We start from the raw sequence: 20,331 nt of genomic DNA, 5'->3' as shown, positions 1-20,331 counted from the left end.
GGAAAAATAAAAATGACAATAGATGCAGAAGAAGAATTATTCCAAAATTATCAGAGAACTAGAATAGAGTTGGAGGAGCAAGAAGATAGAGTAAAAGAATATCTCCGAAATGGAGAAGATTATACGCAAGAATTGTTGCATCAAGTACGGCAAGTAGTGGGAAAAAGAGAGCGTTCTATGGATTCGTTAATGGATATACAACGAGAATTACAACGCAATGAAGCGAATTACTTGGAAGAATTAACCCAAGAACGAAAAAACTTGATTCAGCAACAAGACGAAGCGGAATATAATTATCGAAAGAAACGTCAAGAATTAATCCAACAGGAGGGCTAAAGGGGTGTCAAAAGAAGCAAAAGAGCGGGAACAAAAAGCACGAGAGAAAGCGTTCCGAAAAGAAAGTCAAAAAATAGCGCTACGTGGACTTGGTCAAAGTGCAAGTACCCAAATGAACACGAATAAAGAATCAGTCAAAGCAAAAGGAGAAAAAGGGATGGGTGAAGCGTCTGCGATGATTGGGTCAACTGGAAGCGCCTTTCAAGAATCAGTGAAAGGTCAATTTAGTAAGAAGGTAACGCAAGTATTTGAGGAACAAAAACAAACGTTAGATTCTTTTTAATAGGTATTTTCCCAAAATTTCATTACTCCTGCAACAAGTGCTCTAGAACAAATCATAAAGGGGCAACAAATGAAAAAAATTTTTCTTGTAAGCCAAGTATTATTTGCTATTAATATAGTTATACTCATAATCATACCTGCAATTTTTTTATTTCTTTTTAGTATTTTTCCTAATCTAGATTCAAGCGAAAATGGATTAGGTGCCTATCCGTTGGCTTGTTTTATATGGGGGATTGCTGGACTTATGTTAACTATTCCATTTGCCGTAGTTATGGCAATTATATACGTTATTTATGAAAAGTATAATAACCAATGAAAAAAGCTGGCTCTGTTTTTATATCTTGAGTAAACTGATGTATCTAGCTCAAAAATAATTATATATTATATTAATGAAGATCAATCATCTTAATCGGTGGTTGATCTATTTTTGTGTTTCAAGGAAGGAATAAAATGTTTGATAACAAAGAAAATCATTACATCACGAGAGGAGTGAACGACAAAGTACCAAAAGAAATTCAACTGTATTGTTGGCAATTAATCGACAAATAAAGCAGGAATTAGGGGTTATGTGAGACTAAAAGAAAGAGGTCATGAAAAAAATTGAGAAATTGACATTGTTGTTAGAAGATAGTCCAGAGCTGTTGGATTCATTGAAAGAACGTTGGTAAGAATTACACACGTTCTGGCAAGAAAATGAAATTTTAACTATTTTGAGTTATCAAGGCAAGAAAATAGAGGTAGGTAACGTGACTGACATTGTGATTGGTATTGATAAACTGGTAAGCAATTAAGAAAAACAGCAGATAAAGCAGCTATACTGAACCTTTATTCAAAAGATTATCTTTACACCAGATACTAAAGAACACTTACAATTGACGATGTATTTTGACCAATCCATCATTGATCAGCTTAGCAAGCACTATAGAGAAACCGTATCACATTCAGAGGATTCGGTTCTTTTTGTCTTAACAACCCCCTTTCGATTCACAGTATAGGAGCAATGAAGAATCGCATCAAATGTGATCGTCCTCGTAACAATTCCCTAGCGGTTCATGATCGCTAAGGGAACTGTTAGGGAGGTGCGTAACGCAAACTAATTATATAAAATATTTAACATTATGAGTGTCAGTGTTATAATTAAATTAATAAATATAATTTTTTATGAAGGGATTGAATTGTGGTACAAGATGATGAAAAAGTTATTTGTTATCAAGGAGCAATAAAACAAGAAAAAAATGTAGAAGAGGTACGAAAGAATATTTCTCAAGCATTGCAAATGGAAAATCTATCAGTACTTATGGGCGCAGGATGCTCCAGTTTTTACATTGATAAAAAAGAAGCTGCGATTTCTACGATGACAGGTCTTTTTAATTACTTCATAGAATTGCATCCAGATTTAAAAATTTTAGGTGTAGATATTTCAAGATAAGGTAAATAGAAATCTTGAGGAGCTAATGGATTTTATGAATTTTCTAAAGCAAGTAAATCACATCAAAGAAATATAAAATGAAATTGATGGAAAAATTGAAATTGTCAAAAGTTTTATTACAGAAAAATTTATACAAGGAATGAACTGCGTAGAATTGTCAGATGTATATAAAAAGATTTATCTAAAAACGATCTCTTCAAATAGGAAAAGTCCAATTAATATAGTGACTACTAACTACGATATGTACAATGAACGTGCAAATGTTTGAGAAAATACTATTCAAGGATGTCTTCCAAGATGGAATCACGGAAGAGTATATATCCGATTAAAGTGCGTATGAAAAATTATTTAGCAAAGAAGATGATAAATAATTTTAACTTGGTGTATACATTGGCTGCTAAGGATTTGTATAAGGTGTTGAGAGGATACTAGATGATAAAATTAACAGACTTTATAAGAAAGACACTAATGACTACGATTCGTACAAGAAGAATGCTGAAAATACAGTTTCAAAACTAGGATGCTGACGTGCAGTAAAAAAGACATAAAAAATAACAGAAGATGAAGTATAGCTTCTGGAGAAGAGGTAGAGAGCATAATTAAGGCTTTACGAGTTTATTAGTAAGTCTTCACAATAAAACTAAGGAGAAGAGTATGGATGTTAGAAATGCAACAGCTAGTTGGAGTGGGTATTTTCATCAAGGGAAAGTCGGTGTTTTTTTACTTTTAGAGAATTTATTGACTTTACTTGAAGAAAATAAAGATTATAAAGGTTGGTATGTTGAATATGAGTCTGCAGAGGATATTGATGTGAAGAAACCTTCAACACGTGGATCAATAGATAAAGTAGTGTCAAGGCACCAAGTTAAAGCCTATCTAAAAGGAACTACCCCTAATAAGTATAAAGATGTTTTTAGCATACTTAAATACAAATATTCAGAAGGAGAACTATCAATAGAAACACCAGGATTTCAAATTCATACTTATGATAAAAAAGGAAATCAAACATCAACCATTCCAGTTGTTGATAATAAGTCTAGATATTTACATACCATTAAAGAGGTTAAAGGATTTGGATTAGATGAAGAGAAATTGAAAGAATTCGATGGTAGACAAGTCTACGTTCCGAATCCTAACAACATTAAACTGTTCGAGTATCCTGATGGGAAAAAGTATTGTAATTTGTCAAACGGAGATACTGAAGATGAGATTTATTCATTTTGTACAAAAAAAATTAAAGAAATTTTAATGATTAGAGATCCAAATTTATGCAATGATTTAGTAAGGATAAAAAAAGTCTATTATTATTTGCTAGCTGAACTAGATTTGGAAATAAGAGAAAAGCATAAGCAAGGTGGATTTCCAACATTATTTTTTGAGGAAGTTTTAAAAATTATTGAGGATCAATCAGATTTCGAAGAAAATAGAATTCGAATTCTTAGAGTATTTCTAGTTAAACAATGGGAGATTTTTTTAGAAGAATTGTATGAAGAAGAATGTGAAGAAGAAGATGCTAGCGTCAAAATATTCAATGAAAAGGCTGGGTTTTTTAAGCAAAAAATTGATGAAATTTATCAGCTTAATGATGAGAAACTTTTAAAGTTTTTCAGACAAATAAATCCTGATAAATTTGATGATGAGGACCAGGAACAAGAACTTCTGACCTTGTGTAATGATGATAGCTTTAAAGATGTATTTTTAAGTTGCTTAGTTGGTGTTGATAAGGAGGAATTTGACTGTTCGTACAATGGCTATTGTAGCAACGGTGGTTATTTAGTCTCACTAGTCAATAGAAAACCCGCAAAGGTAGAAAGTGTTATTAAAAAAATGATGAATAATAAAGTTGCAACAAAAGATATTTTTCAAAGAGATTATATCGTAAATGGACAAATAGGAAGCATTAGAATTTCAGAAAAAATTGATCAATTAGTTGAAGAAAAGCCAAATCGGTGGAAAAAAAAAGCTAGTGAAGATGACAAATTTACGAACTCGAATATGTCTTTCATAAAAGTGGAAGATGCAATAAAAAAAATTAATAACGAGGTGGAAAATGATTGATATGCTAGATCAAATATTTACCGAATATAATTTTGAAGATGGTATGTTTGAAATAAATGAAAACACATTAACAAAAATAAAAAATTCGGAAAGTTACATAATCTCAAAGTTTGATAAAGAAGAATTTTTGAACTTTTTTGAATCTGAAAAAATAGATTTAATCATTAAAAAATTTGAAATTTGGCAACAAAAACACCCTGAAATCAAGAAAAACACGTCCTTAATAATTTTATTGGAAGGGGGAAAGGAAGAATTTGATGAATATAAAAATCAAATATTAAGAATTGAGGAAGATGAATTTTTCTTCAGAAAATTCGTTATAAGCTATACAAATGACAGTTATGCAAAGCTACCTAAAGGTCCAAATCTTGTAGATAAATTAACTCAAATGATTACAGATGATGTCAGATTTCAAGAATTCGAAAAAGATTTATTTTCGGATACAGAGTACTATTTACTTATGCAACTTTTCGTGAAGCTACCTTTCTTAGCATTAGGGAGAGAACCAGAAAGTCTAGAAGACTTGGATAAAAAAATAGAAGAAAATCTTAAGATAAAGAATACAGCAGAGGTTCAGAATTGTATTGAAATCTTCTCTCGGAAATTCCCAGAAGAACTACCAGATAAAACTGACAAGTTTGCTGAGTCATTTATAAGTGAGAGTGAATCCAATGAATTGGTTGATAGTTTTTTTAAGATATTTGGAGGGGCAATTGAATGAAAATAAAAAAAGTATTTATTAGTAATTTTAAGGGAGTAGCTGAAAAAAAAATTATTGATTTTTCAGGAAAAAATACTTTGTTAGTTGGCCCAAATGGTTACGGAAAAACGACTGTATTTGATGTTATAGAACTATGCTTAACAGGAGAAATCCATCGAACTTTTATTAAAGAAAATGTGACAGATCACAAGAAAAACTATATTAAGCCATTTTATCAGAATATAAAAAATAAGGATGTAATAGTAAAGCTCTGGTTAGAAAACTCTCATGGTGAAGAACTAATCATAGTTAAATATTTAAAGAAAAATCATTCTGGTAGATCTAATGAAAAAGGCCGAAAGAATAAACCAGCAGATTTTAAAATGATTCAAACTTTCACTGAACCGGCTCAAGATTTTGACAAAGATGTTTTTGATCCTTCATCAGATGCAAATACTCAACTGTCGAGTGATAAAATAGAAGAGTTTTTTGGACTTGAAGATCATGAATATAATTTCAAAAATATTTTTTATCTATTTAATTATTTACAACAAGAAGAAACTACTTTCTTTTTAAAAAAATCTGAAACTGAGAGAAGAGCGGCTTTAGGTTTTTTATTTCAAACAGATTTTCAAGAAAATTACTATAAAAAATTAAATCAATTTTATCATAGGTTTTTTAAAATTAGTGAGAGTATAGGCGCTAAAATAGTCGAATTAAGAAATAAAAATGTCGCCGTCAGCAGACCATATTCAAAATTATTCACTCATGAAAATTTTGATTTCGATAAGGAGAATCCATTTAGCAAATTTTCACTTGAAGAAACTGAAATTAATAGAAGTAAATACAATGATGAGCTTAATATATTAAAAGAATTTTTGAACCATTTCTCACCAGATGAGTTTACTAAGATGAAAAATGCAAAACGAATTAATCAAATCAAAAAAAATGAAAAATTATTAAAAAAAATTGTTTTGGGACAGTATCTTCTTGAGCCTAAGCTACAAACTACTCTTGATGAACTGGCACTTATAGAAAATGAGAACATGTATAAAAGATTTGTTTTACAAAATGTTATTTCGAATATTGAGGCTTACGAAAAAACAAACAAACAGATTAGTGAGTATAGTGATTTGTCAACCATATTTCAAGAAAATGATTTTGATATCGTACTATCGAAGGTACAAGGTGCTATCAAACATCATTTTCCAAAAGAATTTTCTGTGTTTCAAGAATTAACGAATGAGTATGAGGACCTTACTAAATCCAGTAAAGAGACAACAATATCTTTGAATAAGTTATTATATATGCGAAAAGAGATGAATATTCATGTAAACGAGAGCTGCCAGGATGTTCTTCAAGAGGAAGAGTGTCCATATTGTGGAACAATACCTCAAGAGAATAAAATACTTGAAGAACTGTATGAAGATTATAGTTTTTATCTGAATAAACTTGCGGGTACTCAAAATCAGAAATTAACAAACTTAAAAGATAGAATTAAGGAATTATTTATAGATAAACTTAATGAATTAGTGATAGCATTTCTAACTGAACACACTACAATAAATAATCAATTAATTAGCGAACTTAAAGAAATAAAAAATCTGAATATAACTATTCCTCATTCTATTGAACGTTTGGATCAAACAAAAGTCCTAATTTGGGAGAATTGTGAAAACAAAACATTAAAAGATTTAGAAAATACAATCACTCAGATAAAGCAAGAATATATAGGGAGTTTACCAGTTGGAATTGACATAATGAAAGAAATAAACGAATTGAGCCAGGTTTCTTTTGACGCAGATTTGAATTTTATTGAGAAACATCTTCCTGAATTGGCATTGAAAGAATATGAGGTTGATAACGAAGAAACGGGTGTAGTGACAAAAATCACTGTTGCTGATATGCAAAATAATCTTGTAGGAGATTTAAATGCAGAATATCAAAAAATTCAATATAATCACGAAGAGACAGTTGATGAATATAATTGTTATGAGACATATTTTAGTTCTGACTCAAGTCAGTTTAAAGATTTTAGTTATGAAAAATTGTTAGAAAAAGAACAATATCTTAATAGCCAATACTTGATTAAGAAGAATATCATTGTTGAAGTACTTGAGAAACGCAAAGAGGACTTAGACAACATATTGGATAAAGTTAGGGATGTAAAAGATATTTATAAAACCACAATTGCTGATCATAAGAAAAAAATGGTCAATGCTATTAAACTACCTTTCTATATTTACACGTCAAAAGTATTGCAGAATTATCAGCAAGGTATGGGTGTCTTTATTTCTACAAGTGAAGAATCTGATAGGATACGGTTTATTACAGACCCTTCCTCTGACCATGATGCAATGCATCATTTAAGCTCTGGTCAACTAGCAGTCATTTCCGTCGCATTTACTCTTGCAATAAACACAACATACAATATTTCAGATAATCTGAAATATTTAGTGATTGATGACCCGATACAAGACATGGACTCTTTAAACGTACACTCTTTTATAGAATTGCTGAGACATGAATTTTTACAGGATTATCAACTTCTTTTATCTACACACAATGATAGTAGCGCATATTATATGAAATATAAATTTGAAAATATGATAGATGACGATGTAAATCTTATAAATGTTCAATCTGAATTTTTTGGATAGATTATAAATCACTGTTTGAATTTAATAGAACACCAGCAGCAATCTTTGTGCTGTGGGCTGTTTTTATTCTTTTCCATCTAAGTACGTTTCTAACAGTCTAGTCATGATTTTTAAGAATGTGTTTTAGATTTACTAATTTATATCATTCACTTCCGATACGCAGAATATTATCGTAAGTAAATTTGTACTATGAAGACTGTTTTGTGGTAGGAATGCCAGCTATTTAGTTATTTATAGGATGGAAGAAATTATAGATTGGTAAACATATACGAGAGGACGACCATCATCTTTAGAAAAGATATCAAGACCAAAGTTAATGGATGTATTTTTCTAAGCTACCTGACAAGTTTTGTTAGGTAGCATTTTGTAATTGTACAGAAAGTATCTTTTTATACATGATATAATATATCTATATCAAAGATAAGGAGAATAGGAATGGATAATTTTGAAATTATTTTACCCATAGATCAAATGACTACGATTGATGTAACTGATAAAAATTTATATAATTATGATTTCTCTTCTTTTTCATTGGTTCCCCTTCAAGAAGCAGCAGGAATTTCTCTGAATAATAATATTAAGCAGAGTATCTTTAGGAATATATCTGAAGCTAAATTAATGTCTGAACTTATTGGAAAAAAGAAAATAGAATATGTTGCAAACTTGTCAGATTACGCTAAAGAAAAATTAAAAACAGGTGAGTGGGAGTTTGGTATAAGGAAAAAAACTGGCGAAACATACGCTGTGATCAAAGATGCAGTGACAGGTAAAAATCAAAGTTTTGTTACACTTGATCAACGAACTGTTCAAGGTTTAGGGAATCTCCCAGAGCTATCAGCAATACAAGGACAGATAGCTGTAATTACTGAGAAAATTGAGGATTTAAATAAGCTGGTAAAGCGTGTTGAAAAAGGGCAATACAATGATAGGTACGCTGGTTTTTTTAGTGCGCGTCAACTCATGATTGAGGGACTATCTGCTAAAAATGATAAGTTAAGGCAAGAATTATTGATAGAAGCTATAAAAATAAGCAACAGTACAATAGCTAAGTTAATGTTTTCAATACATTTAGATGTTAACAGTTTTATAGATTTGAAGACAAAAACAAAAGAAGCAAAAAGAATCGAAAACATTTTACAAAATTCAATTGGCTATCTAAATTCAGCTGTTCAGTTGAATCTTATTGCATACACTGCATTAGGTGAAGAAAATTCATTATTAGCAACGTTGGCTAATTATCAATCTTTTATTGAGCAGATTTTGTTAAAAGAAATTGATAACAGTGGTAGAAGTATAGCTTGGCTTATGGATAATGCGCATAAAGGTTATGATGGAAGATTCAATGAGATATCATTAGATATCACGAATAAAATTACTGACTTAATTAGAGGTATAAAAAATAATCAAATTGAGGGAGAAAGTCATGAATGAATCGAAATTAAGAATATGTAAGTTTCCTAGCTGTAAGAAAGAAACGTACTCTAAAAAATCTCTATTCTGTGGAGAGCATGAGCGTCTATATAAAGAGTTCAAAAAGAATACGAAAATTGTAAGTAGTATGGCTGGCATGACTGCATTAGTTTTTATCACAAAAAATATAGCTAAAAAGTTTTAGAGGATATTTTATGATTACATAAGTTTATCAGACGAATAAGTCAATAGATATCATAAGATTTCGTAAATATCCCTACTTATGATACGCAGAACCGTATCATAAGTAGGGATATTTTTAGGAAAAGATGACTAATGGATAAACGGATATACAAGACGATGGAATATATTTCGTTTCACGATATGACTATTACAGATGCTTTATTTCAAAATCATGTACTCATACTTAAGTTTGATGGAGTATATTGCTTTTTAGAAAATAATAATGAGAAGGGTGTCTTTGTATCTAACGGTGAACAAAAATTAGTTATAACTGTTAGAAATATTTTGAATTGGCATGACTGGGAGAATGAACTTCAAAGTACTGATGATTTCTCTGTTCTTAATGGTAAAACCTTTTTAGCTTTAAAAAGTAAGGAAGAAAAAAAGATCAAACTAATTTACAGTATAGGTGAAATTGAATTAGAAATCACAGAAATTTTTTCTGAAATACTACTTACGGATCTGTATTGGTATAGAGGATTGAATGGTGAAGAGAGAAAATATATGAATCTGCCAATCTCCTCGTTACCTGTTTCATTTTTTTGAAATTTGGTAAATATAGTGGATATCAAAGTTCATGAAGCATTATTTGTTAGTTTACAGGTTTAACAAAATGAATTTACTAGATTTGAAAAAAATCCTATTTCATCTGTTGATGCACTATCATTCTTTTTGCTATTATACGGTTACTAAGAATGACTTTAGAGAGTTAATGCATATACTCGAAATCACGTTGCAAGATTGTTTAAACAGAGAGTAAAAAATTTCTTTTGAACTCTAATTATATAGCGATTTATCGGTGTTTTTGTTCCAAACTTTCATATTTTTTTTAAAAGAAAGTTAGGGACATCAGTAGGTGTTTACTTGGACTAGTGTATATTGTCAAAGAGGGAACGTATGTTAATAAACTGGCTACAGGCGCTACTTTAGTTAATCGGGATTATGTCTACCTAGATGTTTAATAACATTACTTTTAAATTTTAGATACAGTTATTACAAGGTTTATGGTACATGAAAAAAGAAAAAGATTTAGCAGAATTACATGATATTCAAACAGATTTAGCTAATTATTTGTATAACAACTATCGGTTATATACGAGAAATACATCTGAAAGTGATAAAGTAAAGAAGTTGTATAATAAAGGGAATGGAAGTTTATCCGAAGAAGAATATTTTAAAAAAATGAAAGAGACTCGAGTTTACTCGGATATAGAAAAAGTGGAATTTACTAAATTTTCTGTTGGACCAATGAAAGATTTAGTCGTTGATTTTAAAATCAATGATGTGTACTCAGATGATACGTCATTAAGTACCGTTTCTGCAGAAACAGGGAAATGGTTGTACAGCTTCAATTCTATGAATAACCGAAATGGGTATGTTTTAGAACGAAAAGAAAAAAGCACTGACAAAAAAATGGCTGAAGAAAACATTATCTACAACAACAAAGGAGTGGAATAATTATGGGTACGGCAGAAAAATTGCCCCAAAAAATTGGTCGATTATAACAAATTATCGAAAGAGTCTTATCAAGGGAAACATAATAATGTTCAGACAGGTGATCGACTAGTAGACGATAAATATTTAGTTTTGGACACCATTGACACAAACAAGAATACCTTAAAATCAGAATATACTCCAAGAGAGAATTAGTTTGGCGAATCAGATGGGGAGTAAATTCACCACGCTATCGGAGTGAACCCAACATGAGGAATGAAGACTAGGCACTAGCAGAGTACCACCAAACAAGGCGACAACTTGTTAACGGTTGTTATTACGTGGTTTTATGAATCTAATCGCTATGTTATGATTATCTTACTTTTACTTTAAGGAGAAACGAATGAAACCAAAAAAAAACATAGTTCTAGCTTTAATAATTTTAGTAGTAATTGGAGGAGCATGGTATATGAAACGAGAAAAAGATTTAGCAGAATTACGCGATATTCAAACAGATTTAGCCAATTATTTGTATAACAACTATCGACTTTACACGTTTAACAAAGAAGAATTAGATCAATTAGATAAAGATTATGACAATGAGAAAATGACGTTTCCTGAATATTCTAAACGTGTAGATGAAATAGCTAAATACTCAGATATAGAAAAAATAGAATTTACAGGATTTTCTGTTGGGCCGATGAACTCGCTAGAAGTGAGATTAATTATTAATGATATTTATACTCTTCGTGCATCGTCAAATACAGTATCGGCAGAAACCGGAAAGCTTATATTTGATTTCAATACTGGAAAAGGGCAAAATAATTATTTTTTAAATGAATCAGAAGAAAGTAGAACAGATAAGATGCCTGAAAAAAATATTATTTATGATAATAAAGGAGTAAAATAGTATGGCAAAAAAGAAAGAGCTGAATGATTTCAATGTCCTTTCCAAAGATTCTTATGATGTGGAATCTGGAGAAATTCAAGTAGGTAGTACGGTTGGTAAAGATAAATATTTAGTTTTGGACACCATAGACACAAACAAAGATACCTTAAAAACAGAATCTGCCCCTAGAAAAAACAGTATGCAAGCTATGACTGTTGCTGAAATTAAAGATGAGTATAAGACAGAAAAAAGATTAGAAAAGGTACCCGGCTATCCGGAATCAGTCGTAAAAAAAGACGTAATCATTGTCTATGCAGGAACAAGTGGTTTGAAGGATTGGACATCAGATGTCATAGAAATTGGACTAGACGCTAAATATGAGAATGGAGCGTTCTCTTCTGCGATAGATTACGCTAAAGAAATTGAACGGAAGTATCCAAAAGAAAATGGTTTTAACATCGGAACGACAGGTCATTCATTAGGTGGGGCAGAAGCGATTTATGTTGCGGTATTATTAGGTTACAATGCCTTCACTTATGGTGCTGCTGGTTCAGGCTTAACAGCCGAACAGATTAAACAGTACAAAGGAACGATTGTGAATCTGTTCGATACAAGGGATGCCGTGACGAGTGGTGTGTTGACTGGTGGTCGGAAAAAAATACCTTTTTTGAGTATGGGTATCGACAATCCATGGTGGAGAACCGCTGGTCATTCATTAGATCAGTTTCAAGTAGATAAAAAAGGGAACTATATCAACAAATATGGCGATATCGTGGTTTATTCTGATTTGAATGGTGGTATTTCGATTGAACAAACCCTTTTAGCGCAAAGTATCGTTGAAAATAAGATGCAAATGCGCAGATTAGAACAATATGGTGTACATAAAAGTGGCAGTAAAAAAGAGTACCAACAATTAAAAAAAGAAAATGAGTGGCTTCAAACTCAAATTGATAGTTTTACCAAATTGAACGTTTTACGTAAAAAATTTACTGCTAGTGGTGGCGGTTTATCTGGAAATGAACAAATCTATTTAGACGATAGCCAAGCGCTAACCATTGTAAAGCTTGCATCTTCAAAATTTGACATGGCAATGGAGAACGTCGTAAAGCTCTATAAAGATGCGATTAGGGAATTAGAAGAAATGTGGCAAGAAGGACGTTCGACGATTCAAAGTAATTGTCCTGACTTATCTTATGGCGAAGTTTTAGATGCTATGCAGGCAATGGGGTGTACGGAACAAACAATGGTGACGATTCCTTCACAAGAATTTCAAGAAAAACTAAGTTTAGCGCATCAAATGAGTAGTAAATTTAGTACCCTAACCAAAGATATTACTGCAAAAATAGGTGAATTAGTTCAACGAGACCAAGAATTAGCGAAACAACTCGCCTAAAAAAGGGAGAGATACGAGTATGGATCAAGAAGAGCAAGCATTAGCGGATTATCAACAAACGAGACGACAACTTGAAGAAGAATCTGACGCATTGACAAGAATTAGGCGACAAGCGGAACAAGCAACGAATGATACCTATTCTGAAATGCAACGGCAAGTACAACGATTTGGTGAAACAAATGAGCCTATGGAATGGGCAAGACGTGAACTATCACGTCTTGAAGAAGATTTTTTCTCAGAATTAGACAGAGAGAAACGGACCCTTTCGTTAAAAGAAGACGAAGCAGAACAAGCCTATCGTAAAAAACTTCAAGAACAAACTAAACCGTAAAAGGAGTATGATTACGTGTTAGAAGCAATCGAAAAACTATTAAAAGAATATAAAAAGAATTTACAAAAAATGAGCGCTCAAGCCACTGCAATGGCACTTGTTCAAAAAAAAGATAGTCTTGTGAAAAAAACAAAAAAATCTGGAGAAACGGAATCAGAAAGTGCAAAAAGTTCGATTACTTCTGCAACAAGTGGTCTAGGAGAGACAGTAAAAGGGCAGTTTGGAAAGAAAGTAACACAAGTTTTAGATGAACAAGGAAAAATGCTAGATAAATTTTAATTGAAATAGAAAAAGGTGTGTTTCTAGTGGATGATAAAGAATTAGAACTGCGCAAGGAAGAACAACGTCAAAAGATTCGTGAAATTGGACAGAATGCCCAACTCAAAAGTTTAGAAAGCCAGTTGAAAACAGAAAAAGAAGCCAATAAACACTTTGAAGAAATAGAGAGAACTTTAAAAGAAATGCAAAAAGTGGTTGATTCCTGGGATAGGAAATACGAGAATACGCCGGAAAAAAGAAGGACGGAATTTCATGTCATTAAGGAAACCGATGTAAATCAGTTGTAAGGAATATATCTAGCTTAAAAATAACTATATATTATATTCATGAAGATCAATCATCTTAAATGGTGGTTGGTCTATTTTTGTGTTTTAAGGAGGGAATAAAATGTTCGATAACAAAGAAAATCGTTACGTCACGAGAGGAGTGAACGAACAAGTACCAAAAAAAATCCAATTATATTGCTGGAATTTAATTGACAAAAAAAGAAGTGAAACTGAAACAGAATTAGACTACTTACAAATCTTTGAATTCAATCCAGATAATCAACGCCAAGCAATTGAAGTGATTCATCGACAAGAAGAACCATTTTTCATTGAGTATCATACCTACACCATAAAGGGAAAGATGCCTGATTTCCAAATTAAAAAGTTATGGGTGATCGATGATCGTAGTCATCAAACCATGCTATTACTAGAATCCTATTAATTGGTATTTTTCTAAGAACCATGCGTATCATAAATAAAAAACATGAGGCTGGGACATAACTCTATGAGTTACATCCTAGCCTCAAGGAATCCGAATAAACGGTGGGCGCAGAAGCAACTCCTTCTTATTTCTCGGAGTTAAACACTTCTGTTCCAACATCATATTTTTATTTTAAGTGCTGATTTCATGTGACATTACCTGGTATATGTATCTAAGATTGTTATTAGCAATGTAATAAATACTTATGGTGAATATCTTTGAATCAATAAAAGTCATCTTTGACATCAGAGATATTCGCAATAGTTAAGTTTAACCACTCTTTTAACCCATGTACTGGTTCAATTACAGCATTGAAGAGAAGTCCAAAATAAAGATTTTTTTCTATTTGCTCACGGGGAACATGTGAAATATCCACATCAGGATAGTTTTCTATTTTTTCACGCGATAAGCTAGGGTAGAAAGGACGAGTCTCTCTTCTTTGAAGAATATCATTCGGAACGAAATTAAATTCAGAACGAATATATTTATATGTATCTTTTAAAGAACTGAGTTTTATATCATAAGAAATTGAAAAGATATCATCGTTGTCTAACTTAATACTTTCTAGAAATAGATTAACTATTTCATAATCAGTTAACCCTTCTACTTCTTCACATTTTTTTTGTACAATAGGCAGTAGAATATTGTTGATCAAGAGATCAGGAGCCATTTTCTGGATAGTGTTAAAAAAGATAATATTATCAGTAAATATATTATGTACTTTTTCAATCCAAGGGAGTAATTTATTTTCAAAAAAAGTACGATCTTTTTGAAGAATATAACCTGCACCAAAGAATTCTTGAAATGACCTGTGTGAAAACTTGTAGTCAAGACCCTCTGTTACTAACATGCAAACTGAATTTGAAGCATCATCTATAAAATCATCAGCATTAATCCAAAGGGATGAAGACTGCCTCTGATTCAAATTATTATAATCATCTATAATTTTTACCAAGTATTCTTTATTCATATTAACTTGCCCTTTGGTAAAATTTCTGAAGGCAACGAAATTTAAAACTTTCTTGAAATCAGACTCGCCTAGTTCTGTTTTTAGTTTCCTTTTATAACCTTTACTTGCGTCATGTCTATTAAAAAGTGCACTGTAACAATAATTGTAGAAATCTGTGAAATTGTTAGGTATTTCTGAAGACTCTTGATAAGTTATTAACATAATGGTTAATAATAAAGGAATAGATAAAAATTGCTTATGTGTTTCAAAAAGTTTTTCATCAATTTCTTTATAGAAATTGTTTTGAAGATGTTCTGTACTGTCTAGTTTAGCTATCAAAGATAAAGCTTTTTCTTTAGTTAATGGAGCAATTTGATACTCTGAAAATAAAGTCCAACTCTCAAATGAATTTCCAGGGCGTGATGAGATAATAAAAATATTATCTTCGTATTTTTGCGAAAATATTAATAATTCACGTTCTATCTTATTTGATAGGTCATAGTTGATTTCATCGAAAGCATCAAAAAAAATAATATATCTACCTAAGTCTAGCGTTTTTAAAAATTCTTCTTGAGTAAGATTAAGGCCTAAAACCTTAACATTGTTATAGATAAAGGTCTCTATATCTTCCTTGTCTTCTATTTTTTTTAATTCCAAAAAAATCGGAATTTGTGTATCTCCTTGTATGAAATCAAGAAATATTTTCTTAAGCATCATAGATTTACCAATACCGCCAGTTCCAGTAATAATAACTTTTTTATTACGTTGAAAAAAATCTATATTTTTTAAAGAGTCACTGGTAGGTATGTAATGTGACTCGTTTTTTAAATCCATAGGTTCGTAAAAAGAATATATAGATTTTGGCGTATGGCTATATAACAATGTTTTAGCCATACTGTATGTTTTTAAAGTATTTTTTAAATATTGTTCATAAATAGTTCTTAGCTCCTCTTCTTTTGGAAAAGACAGTTTTCTTACGTTTTTATTCAAATAGTCGTACATTGAAGGGATTTGTTTAATTAAGTCTATCCCAATTTTAATATCTGCTAATACCATACGTGAATCACTCCTTTTAGTAAGTTATTATATACTAAGAGGTTGAATAAGTCGATATAATTCTATGTTTTATGCCTATATTATTTAGGTAGCAATCGTATCAGTATCCTATCATGCTTTGTGTCAATCGAATAATATAATAGGGGACTAAACATATATATGCTACATCGAGATTTTGGCAGAAAATAAAATTGAATGATTAAATAAAAGTGTTGAAAACGCGTTTCAAAAAAGTTTGGAAAATTTGTAGTTACAAGATCACTGTAGTACAGTATTTAGTAAGGATATAGAACAAATTATTTTCATTTCAACCATTAAAGGAGAGGTCTACAATGAAAAGTACACAACTATCTATAGAAACGTTGAAACGAGCTCAAGAACGGTTTGAAGAGACACTTGACCAGATGCAAGTAGATGAAGCTAATACAATGCCAGCACCATTAATCAAATCAGTTACTTGGCTTATTTGGCATACTGCACGAGAACTTGATTATCAAATTTCAGAACTTAACGGTACTAAACCGCTATGGTTAGAATCGGGTTGGAATGAGCGATTCGCATTGGATTTACCAGATGATACGGAAGATTGGCATCATACTCCTGAACAAGCAGCTAAAGTTATAGTGAGGGATAAAAGCTTACTAGAAGATTATTTATCTGCCAGCGTTGGGTTTACCAATGCATACTTAGATGCGCTAGATGAAGAGAGTTTTAGTGACGTTGTCGATACAAACTGGACACCAGTTGTTACACGTCAAGCGAGGATCGTTTCTGCTATCGATGATGCGGTGATGCATTCGGGCCAAGCAGTTTATACAAGAAGGTTGGTTATTGGAAAATAATAAATTTATCTAAAAAGAGTTGGATTTGAACCAGTTTATGTTCAAACCCAACTCTTTAGTTTAACTTCTTAACCCACGACCTCGATCAATCAAATACCAGCAAACTGCATAAAGTACTGAGATAAAAAGAATCAAGATGATCATAGAAAAAATGATTGGTACATCGATCGTGCCAAGAAAGCCATATCTAAATCCTGAAATCATATAAACAATTGGATTGATTTTTGAAATAGCTTGCCAGATCGGTGGCAGCATTGAGATTGCGTAAAATACTCCACCAAGGTAAGTTAATGGCTGTAAAACGAATGTTGGTACAATCGATACATCATCAAAAGATTGGGCAAAGATCCCATTTAACAAGCCTGCCAATGAAAATAAAATAGCAGTCATAAGAAGTGTAATAATCACAATAGACCATGAATACACGTGAAGTGGTACAAAAAATAGAGAAATCATCGTTACAAGTGTACCAACTAGAACACTTCGGCCCAGTCCACCAATCACAAATCCCCAAATAATAATATGAGTTGGAACAGGTGCTACTAATAACTCTTCAATATTTTTCTGGAATTTTTGTGAGAAAAATGAAGAAGAGACGTTAGCATAAGAACTTGTGATCACTGACATCATGATTAGCCCTGGAACGATAAATTCCATATAGGAGAATCCTTCCATTTGTCCGATTCGTCCGCCGATCAAGTTTCCAAAAATGACAAAATATAATGATGTAGTAATGACTGGTGGTACTAAAGTTTGAACCCAGATCCGCAAATAGCGATTGGTTTCTTTTACTGCAAGGCTTCTTAGTGCCGTGAAATATAGCTTAAACATTTTTTTCCCCCACTTGACGTTTTTCTTCTGTGATTTTTAGAAACAGTTCTTCCAACCGATTGGACTTGTTGCGAAGGGAAAGAACCTTTATCCCTTGTTTTGTGAGTTGATCAAATAGGTCATTGATCCCTTGATCTCGCTCAACTTCTACAACCAGTGTTCGTTCATCCTCAAAGCTATTCTTATAACCTACAATTTCAGGTTTGCTATCATAATCCTCTAAATCAAAAATAAACGTTTCAAATTGTAATTTTGCTAGAAGAGTTTTCATGCTAGTATTTTCAATTAATTCACCAGATTGAATGATTCCGATATTGCGGCATAGCATTTCTGCTTCTTCAAGATAGTGAGTCGTTAGGATAATCGTTGTGCCGTTTGCATTTAATTCTCTTAGAAAATCCCACATTTCCCGTCTTAGTTCAATATCCACACCAGCTGTAGGCTCATCTAAAATAAGTAATTTTGGTTCATGCATCAAGGCACGAGCAATCATTAATCTGCGTTTCATACCACCAGAAAGCATTCGTGCACGTACATTCCGTTTTTCCCACAAATCTGATTGTTTTAGATATTTTTCACTACGCTTCAACGCTTCTTTTCGTGAAACTCCGTAATAACCAGCTTGATTGACAACGATCTGTTCTACCGTTTCAAATGGATTAAAGTTGAACTCTTGAGGAACCAGTCCAATTTGTTGTTTTGCAAGAACCAAGTCTTTATCAAGATCATAGCCGAAAACATTTACTTTCCCCGATGTTTTATTAACGAGAGATGTGATGATCCCAATCGTTGTTGATTTTCCAGCTCCATTTGGACCGAGTAAGGCATAAAAATCTCCTTCTTCTACAACTAAATCAATTCCCTTTAAAGCCTCAACACCCGTTGCATATACTTTTTTCAAGTCTTTTATTTCTAACGCATAAGTCATTTACTAACTATCTCCTTATCAGTATCATTCTTCAAATCATCATCTGTTTTTACAGGTTGAGTTTTGTTATTTTTGCACAGGCAATCTGTACCACTATCTGAAAGTAATAATGTCATAGAGTGCATAAATTCTCTGACAAAATCTTCTCGTAATGTATAATAATGCCATTGACTTTGCTTACTTACAGAAACAATTCCAGCACTTTCTAAGACTTTCATATGATGAGAAAGCGTGGGTTGTGTAAAATCAAAGTGTTTTAACACATCACATGCGCACATATTGCTATAGGACAGTAGGTCGATTATCTTCATTCTTTTAGGATCCGCCATAGCCTTTAATATCAATGAAACTCTTTCGTAATCCATACATCTTCCTCCTTAACATAGATGGACATCTATGTTAAATATAAATTAACATGAATGTAATGTCAAGTGGTTCTAATGCTAGTAAGAGGAACAGAAAATCAGTGCTTATAGGATTCATTTTCCTTCTAAAAAAGTGTCCTCTAACCGAAATTTAAAGCAGCTAGACTTCATCATGTGTAGCAATACTGTTATACTAGAAGCGAATGCTGGAATGAGCAACGAAAAAAACGCGTTTTAAGAGGAGTAAATGAAACAATATGAGAAACATTAAATTAACAATCGAATATGATGGTACGAGATACCTTGGCTGGCAAAGACTGGGTGATTCTGATAAAACGATTCAAGGAAAAATCGAGAATATTTTGACACAAATGACACGTTCAAAAATTGAAATCATAGGTTCGGGTCGAACAGACGCTGGAACACATGCTAGGGGGCAGATCGCAAATTTCAAAACAGACACTAAAATGACATTATCAGAGATGAGTGAGTTTTTAAATCGCTATCTACCACAAGATATTGTTGTAAAAAAACTGGAAGAAGTTACTGAAAGATTTCATGCCCGATATAATGCGAAAGGGAAAAAATACAGTTACTATATTTGGAACGATGCTATTCCCTCAGCGTTTGAGCGTAACTATAGTTTTCATTATTCAGATAAACTTGATCTTGAGTTAATGAATGAGGCTTGTCTGAAATTAGTCGGAACACATGATTTTATCGGATTTTCTTCTCTTAAAAAGACGAAAAAATCAACGACACGGACGATTGAGGAACTTTCGATTCAAAAAAAGGGAAACATGCTGCATTTTACCTTTGTGGGTGATGGTTTCTTGTATAAAATGGTGCGAATCATTATGGGAACTCTTCTAGAAATCGGGAGTGGAACGATGAGTTTAGAAACAATTGATGAAATATTTGAACGGAAAATCAGAAGTGATGCTGGAATGACAGTTCCTTCCCAAGGGCTTTTTCTTGATGAGGTTTATTACTAATAATCATTTTAGTTGATCGAAGTGAGTTGTCTTTAATTTTTCCGATTATTATTTTAAATAATGGTCAGAAAATACTGAGTAGTAGCTGACCTTCCCTAAGAAATTACTAATATTTGGGATTTACACATAATTTTTTATGCTATACTAGCAAATGTGTAAAATAAAGAAACCATT

General features: G+C 32.0%; 23 protein-coding genes. 19 read left to right on the top strand and 4 right to left on the bottom strand.

The window, feature by feature from the left end:
• Positions 1-12 precede the first annotated feature (12 nt).
• The 17 genes from AC4BB5_RS16210 (at position 13) to AC4BB5_RS16130 (ending at position 14,152) form a co-directional block, all read left to right on the top strand.
• Positions 13-336: a hypothetical protein gene (locus AC4BB5_RS16210; RefSeq protein ID WP_490457099.1), complete on the top strand. Its 324-nt coding sequence runs from the start codon at positions 13-15 to the stop codon at positions 334-336.
• A gap of 4 nt (positions 337-340) precedes the next feature.
• Positions 341-619, top strand: a complete 279-nt coding sequence (locus tag AC4BB5_RS16205) for a hypothetical protein (RefSeq protein WP_490457098.1) — start codon at positions 341-343, stop codon at positions 617-619.
• A 69-nt stretch (positions 620-688) separates the two neighbouring features.
• The gene (locus AC4BB5_RS16200) at positions 689-934 is read left to right on the top strand and encodes a hypothetical protein (RefSeq protein WP_490457097.1); all 246 of its coding nucleotides are present in this window, start codon (positions 689-691) and stop codon (positions 932-934) included.
• An 861-nt stretch (positions 935-1,795) separates the two neighbouring features.
• Positions 1,796-2,047 carry a hypothetical protein gene (locus AC4BB5_RS16195; RefSeq protein ID WP_490457096.1) on the top strand — a complete coding sequence of 84 codons (252 nt, stop codon included), beginning with the start codon at positions 1,796-1,798 and terminating at the stop codon, positions 2,045-2,047.
• Positions 2,048-2,701: 654 nt separating this feature from the next.
• On the top strand, positions 2,702-4,105 hold the full coding sequence (locus AC4BB5_RS16190) for an ABC-three component system protein (RefSeq protein ID WP_490457095.1): 1,404 nt from the start codon (positions 2,702-2,704) through the stop codon (positions 4,103-4,105).
• Positions 4,098-4,826: an ABC-three component system middle component 1 gene (locus AC4BB5_RS16185; RefSeq protein WP_490457094.1), complete on the top strand. Its 729-nt coding sequence runs from the start codon at positions 4,098-4,100 to the stop codon at positions 4,824-4,826. Before AC4BB5_RS16190 ends, AC4BB5_RS16185 begins: the two co-directional genes overlap by 8 nt.
• The gene (locus tag AC4BB5_RS16180; RefSeq protein ID WP_490457093.1) at positions 4,823-7,465 is read left to right on the top strand and encodes a hypothetical protein; all 2,643 of its coding nucleotides are present in this window, start codon (positions 4,823-4,825) and stop codon (positions 7,463-7,465) included. Before AC4BB5_RS16185 ends, AC4BB5_RS16180 begins: the two co-directional genes overlap by 4 nt.
• Before the next feature lie 435 nt (positions 7,466-7,900).
• Positions 7,901-8,896 (top strand): hypothetical protein, encoded by a 996-nt coding sequence (locus AC4BB5_RS16175; RefSeq protein ID WP_490457092.1) that lies wholly within the window; start codon positions 7,901-7,903, stop codon positions 8,894-8,896.
• Entirely contained in the window at positions 8,889-9,080 is a 192-nt protein-coding gene (locus AC4BB5_RS16170; protein WP_490457091.1) for a hypothetical protein, read from the top strand. Before AC4BB5_RS16175 ends, AC4BB5_RS16170 begins: the two co-directional genes overlap by 8 nt.
• A gap of 131 nt (positions 9,081-9,211) precedes the next feature.
• A complete protein-coding gene (locus tag AC4BB5_RS16165; RefSeq protein ID WP_490457090.1) occupies positions 9,212-9,664 on the top strand; it encodes a hypothetical protein in 453 nt (150 codons plus the stop codon).
• A gap of 465 nt (positions 9,665-10,129) precedes the next feature.
• Positions 10,130-10,576, top strand: coding sequence for a hypothetical protein (locus AC4BB5_RS16160; RefSeq protein ID WP_490457089.1), 447 nt, complete (start codon positions 10,130-10,132; stop codon positions 10,574-10,576).
• Between the two features lie 445 nt (positions 10,577-11,021).
• Complete coding sequence (locus AC4BB5_RS16155) at positions 11,022-11,462, top strand: hypothetical protein (RefSeq protein WP_490457088.1); 441 nt, start codon at positions 11,022-11,024, stop codon at positions 11,460-11,462.
• Between the two features lie 19 nt (positions 11,463-11,481).
• Positions 11,482-12,834 (top strand): Tle-like phospholipase domain-containing protein, encoded by a 1,353-nt coding sequence (locus tag AC4BB5_RS16150; RefSeq protein ID WP_490459085.1) that lies wholly within the window; start codon positions 11,482-11,484, stop codon positions 12,832-12,834.
• Between the two features lie 19 nt (positions 12,835-12,853).
• Positions 12,854-13,165, top strand: a complete 312-nt coding sequence (locus AC4BB5_RS16145) for a hypothetical protein (RefSeq protein ID WP_025873694.1) — start codon at positions 12,854-12,856, stop codon at positions 13,163-13,165.
• 15 nt (positions 13,166-13,180) lie between these two features.
• A complete protein-coding gene (locus AC4BB5_RS16140) occupies positions 13,181-13,444 on the top strand; it encodes a hypothetical protein (protein WP_069635776.1) in 264 nt (87 codons plus the stop codon).
• Between the two features lie 26 nt (positions 13,445-13,470).
• Positions 13,471-13,731 carry a hypothetical protein gene (locus tag AC4BB5_RS16135; RefSeq protein WP_490457087.1) on the top strand — a complete coding sequence of 87 codons (261 nt, stop codon included), beginning with the start codon at positions 13,471-13,473 and terminating at the stop codon, positions 13,729-13,731.
• 100 nt (positions 13,732-13,831) lie between these two features.
• Entirely contained in the window at positions 13,832-14,152 is a 321-nt protein-coding gene (locus tag AC4BB5_RS16130) for a DUF960 family protein (protein WP_490457086.1), read from the top strand.
• Between the two features lie 262 nt (positions 14,153-14,414).
• Here AC4BB5_RS16130 and AC4BB5_RS16125 read toward each other — a convergent pair whose 3' ends face one another.
• Complete coding sequence (locus AC4BB5_RS16125) at positions 14,415-16,196, bottom strand: NACHT domain-containing protein (protein WP_490457085.1); 1,782 nt, start codon at positions 16,194-16,196, stop codon at positions 14,415-14,417.
• 332 nt (positions 16,197-16,528) lie between these two features.
• Between AC4BB5_RS16125 and AC4BB5_RS16120 the strand changes: the two genes are divergently transcribed.
• Entirely contained in the window at positions 16,529-17,038 is a 510-nt protein-coding gene (locus tag AC4BB5_RS16120; RefSeq protein WP_490457084.1) for a DinB family protein, read from the top strand.
• Between the two features lie 60 nt (positions 17,039-17,098).
• On the opposite strand, the gene AC4BB5_RS16115 is transcribed toward AC4BB5_RS16120, so the two are convergent.
• The 3 genes from AC4BB5_RS16115 to AC4BB5_RS16105 are packed head-to-tail and all read right to left on the bottom strand — an operon-like array spanning position 17,099 to position 19,162.
• Positions 17,099-17,869 carry an ABC transporter permease gene (locus AC4BB5_RS16115; protein ID WP_490457083.1) on the bottom strand — a complete coding sequence of 257 codons (771 nt, stop codon included), beginning with the start codon at positions 17,867-17,869 and terminating at the stop codon, positions 17,099-17,101.
• A complete protein-coding gene (locus AC4BB5_RS16110; protein ID WP_490457082.1) occupies positions 17,862-18,797 on the bottom strand; it encodes an ABC transporter ATP-binding protein in 936 nt (311 codons plus the stop codon). Before AC4BB5_RS16110 ends, AC4BB5_RS16115 begins: the two co-directional genes overlap by 8 nt.
• Positions 18,794-19,162 carry an ArsR/SmtB family transcription factor gene (locus AC4BB5_RS16105; RefSeq protein WP_490457081.1) on the bottom strand — a complete coding sequence of 123 codons (369 nt, stop codon included), beginning with the start codon at positions 19,160-19,162 and terminating at the stop codon, positions 18,794-18,796. Before AC4BB5_RS16105 ends, AC4BB5_RS16110 begins: the two co-directional genes overlap by 4 nt.
• Positions 19,163-19,419: 257 nt before the next feature.
• Between AC4BB5_RS16105 and truA the strand changes: the two genes are divergently transcribed.
• Positions 19,420-20,157: a tRNA pseudouridine(38-40) synthase TruA gene (truA, locus tag AC4BB5_RS16100; protein WP_490457080.1), complete on the top strand. Its 738-nt coding sequence runs from the start codon at positions 19,420-19,422 to the stop codon at positions 20,155-20,157.
• Positions 20,158-20,331 lie beyond the last annotated feature (174 nt).

This window comes from Enterococcus sp. AMC1252, from assembly GCF_058216515.1.
This window is presented reverse-complemented; position numbering and strand designations above follow the sequence as displayed.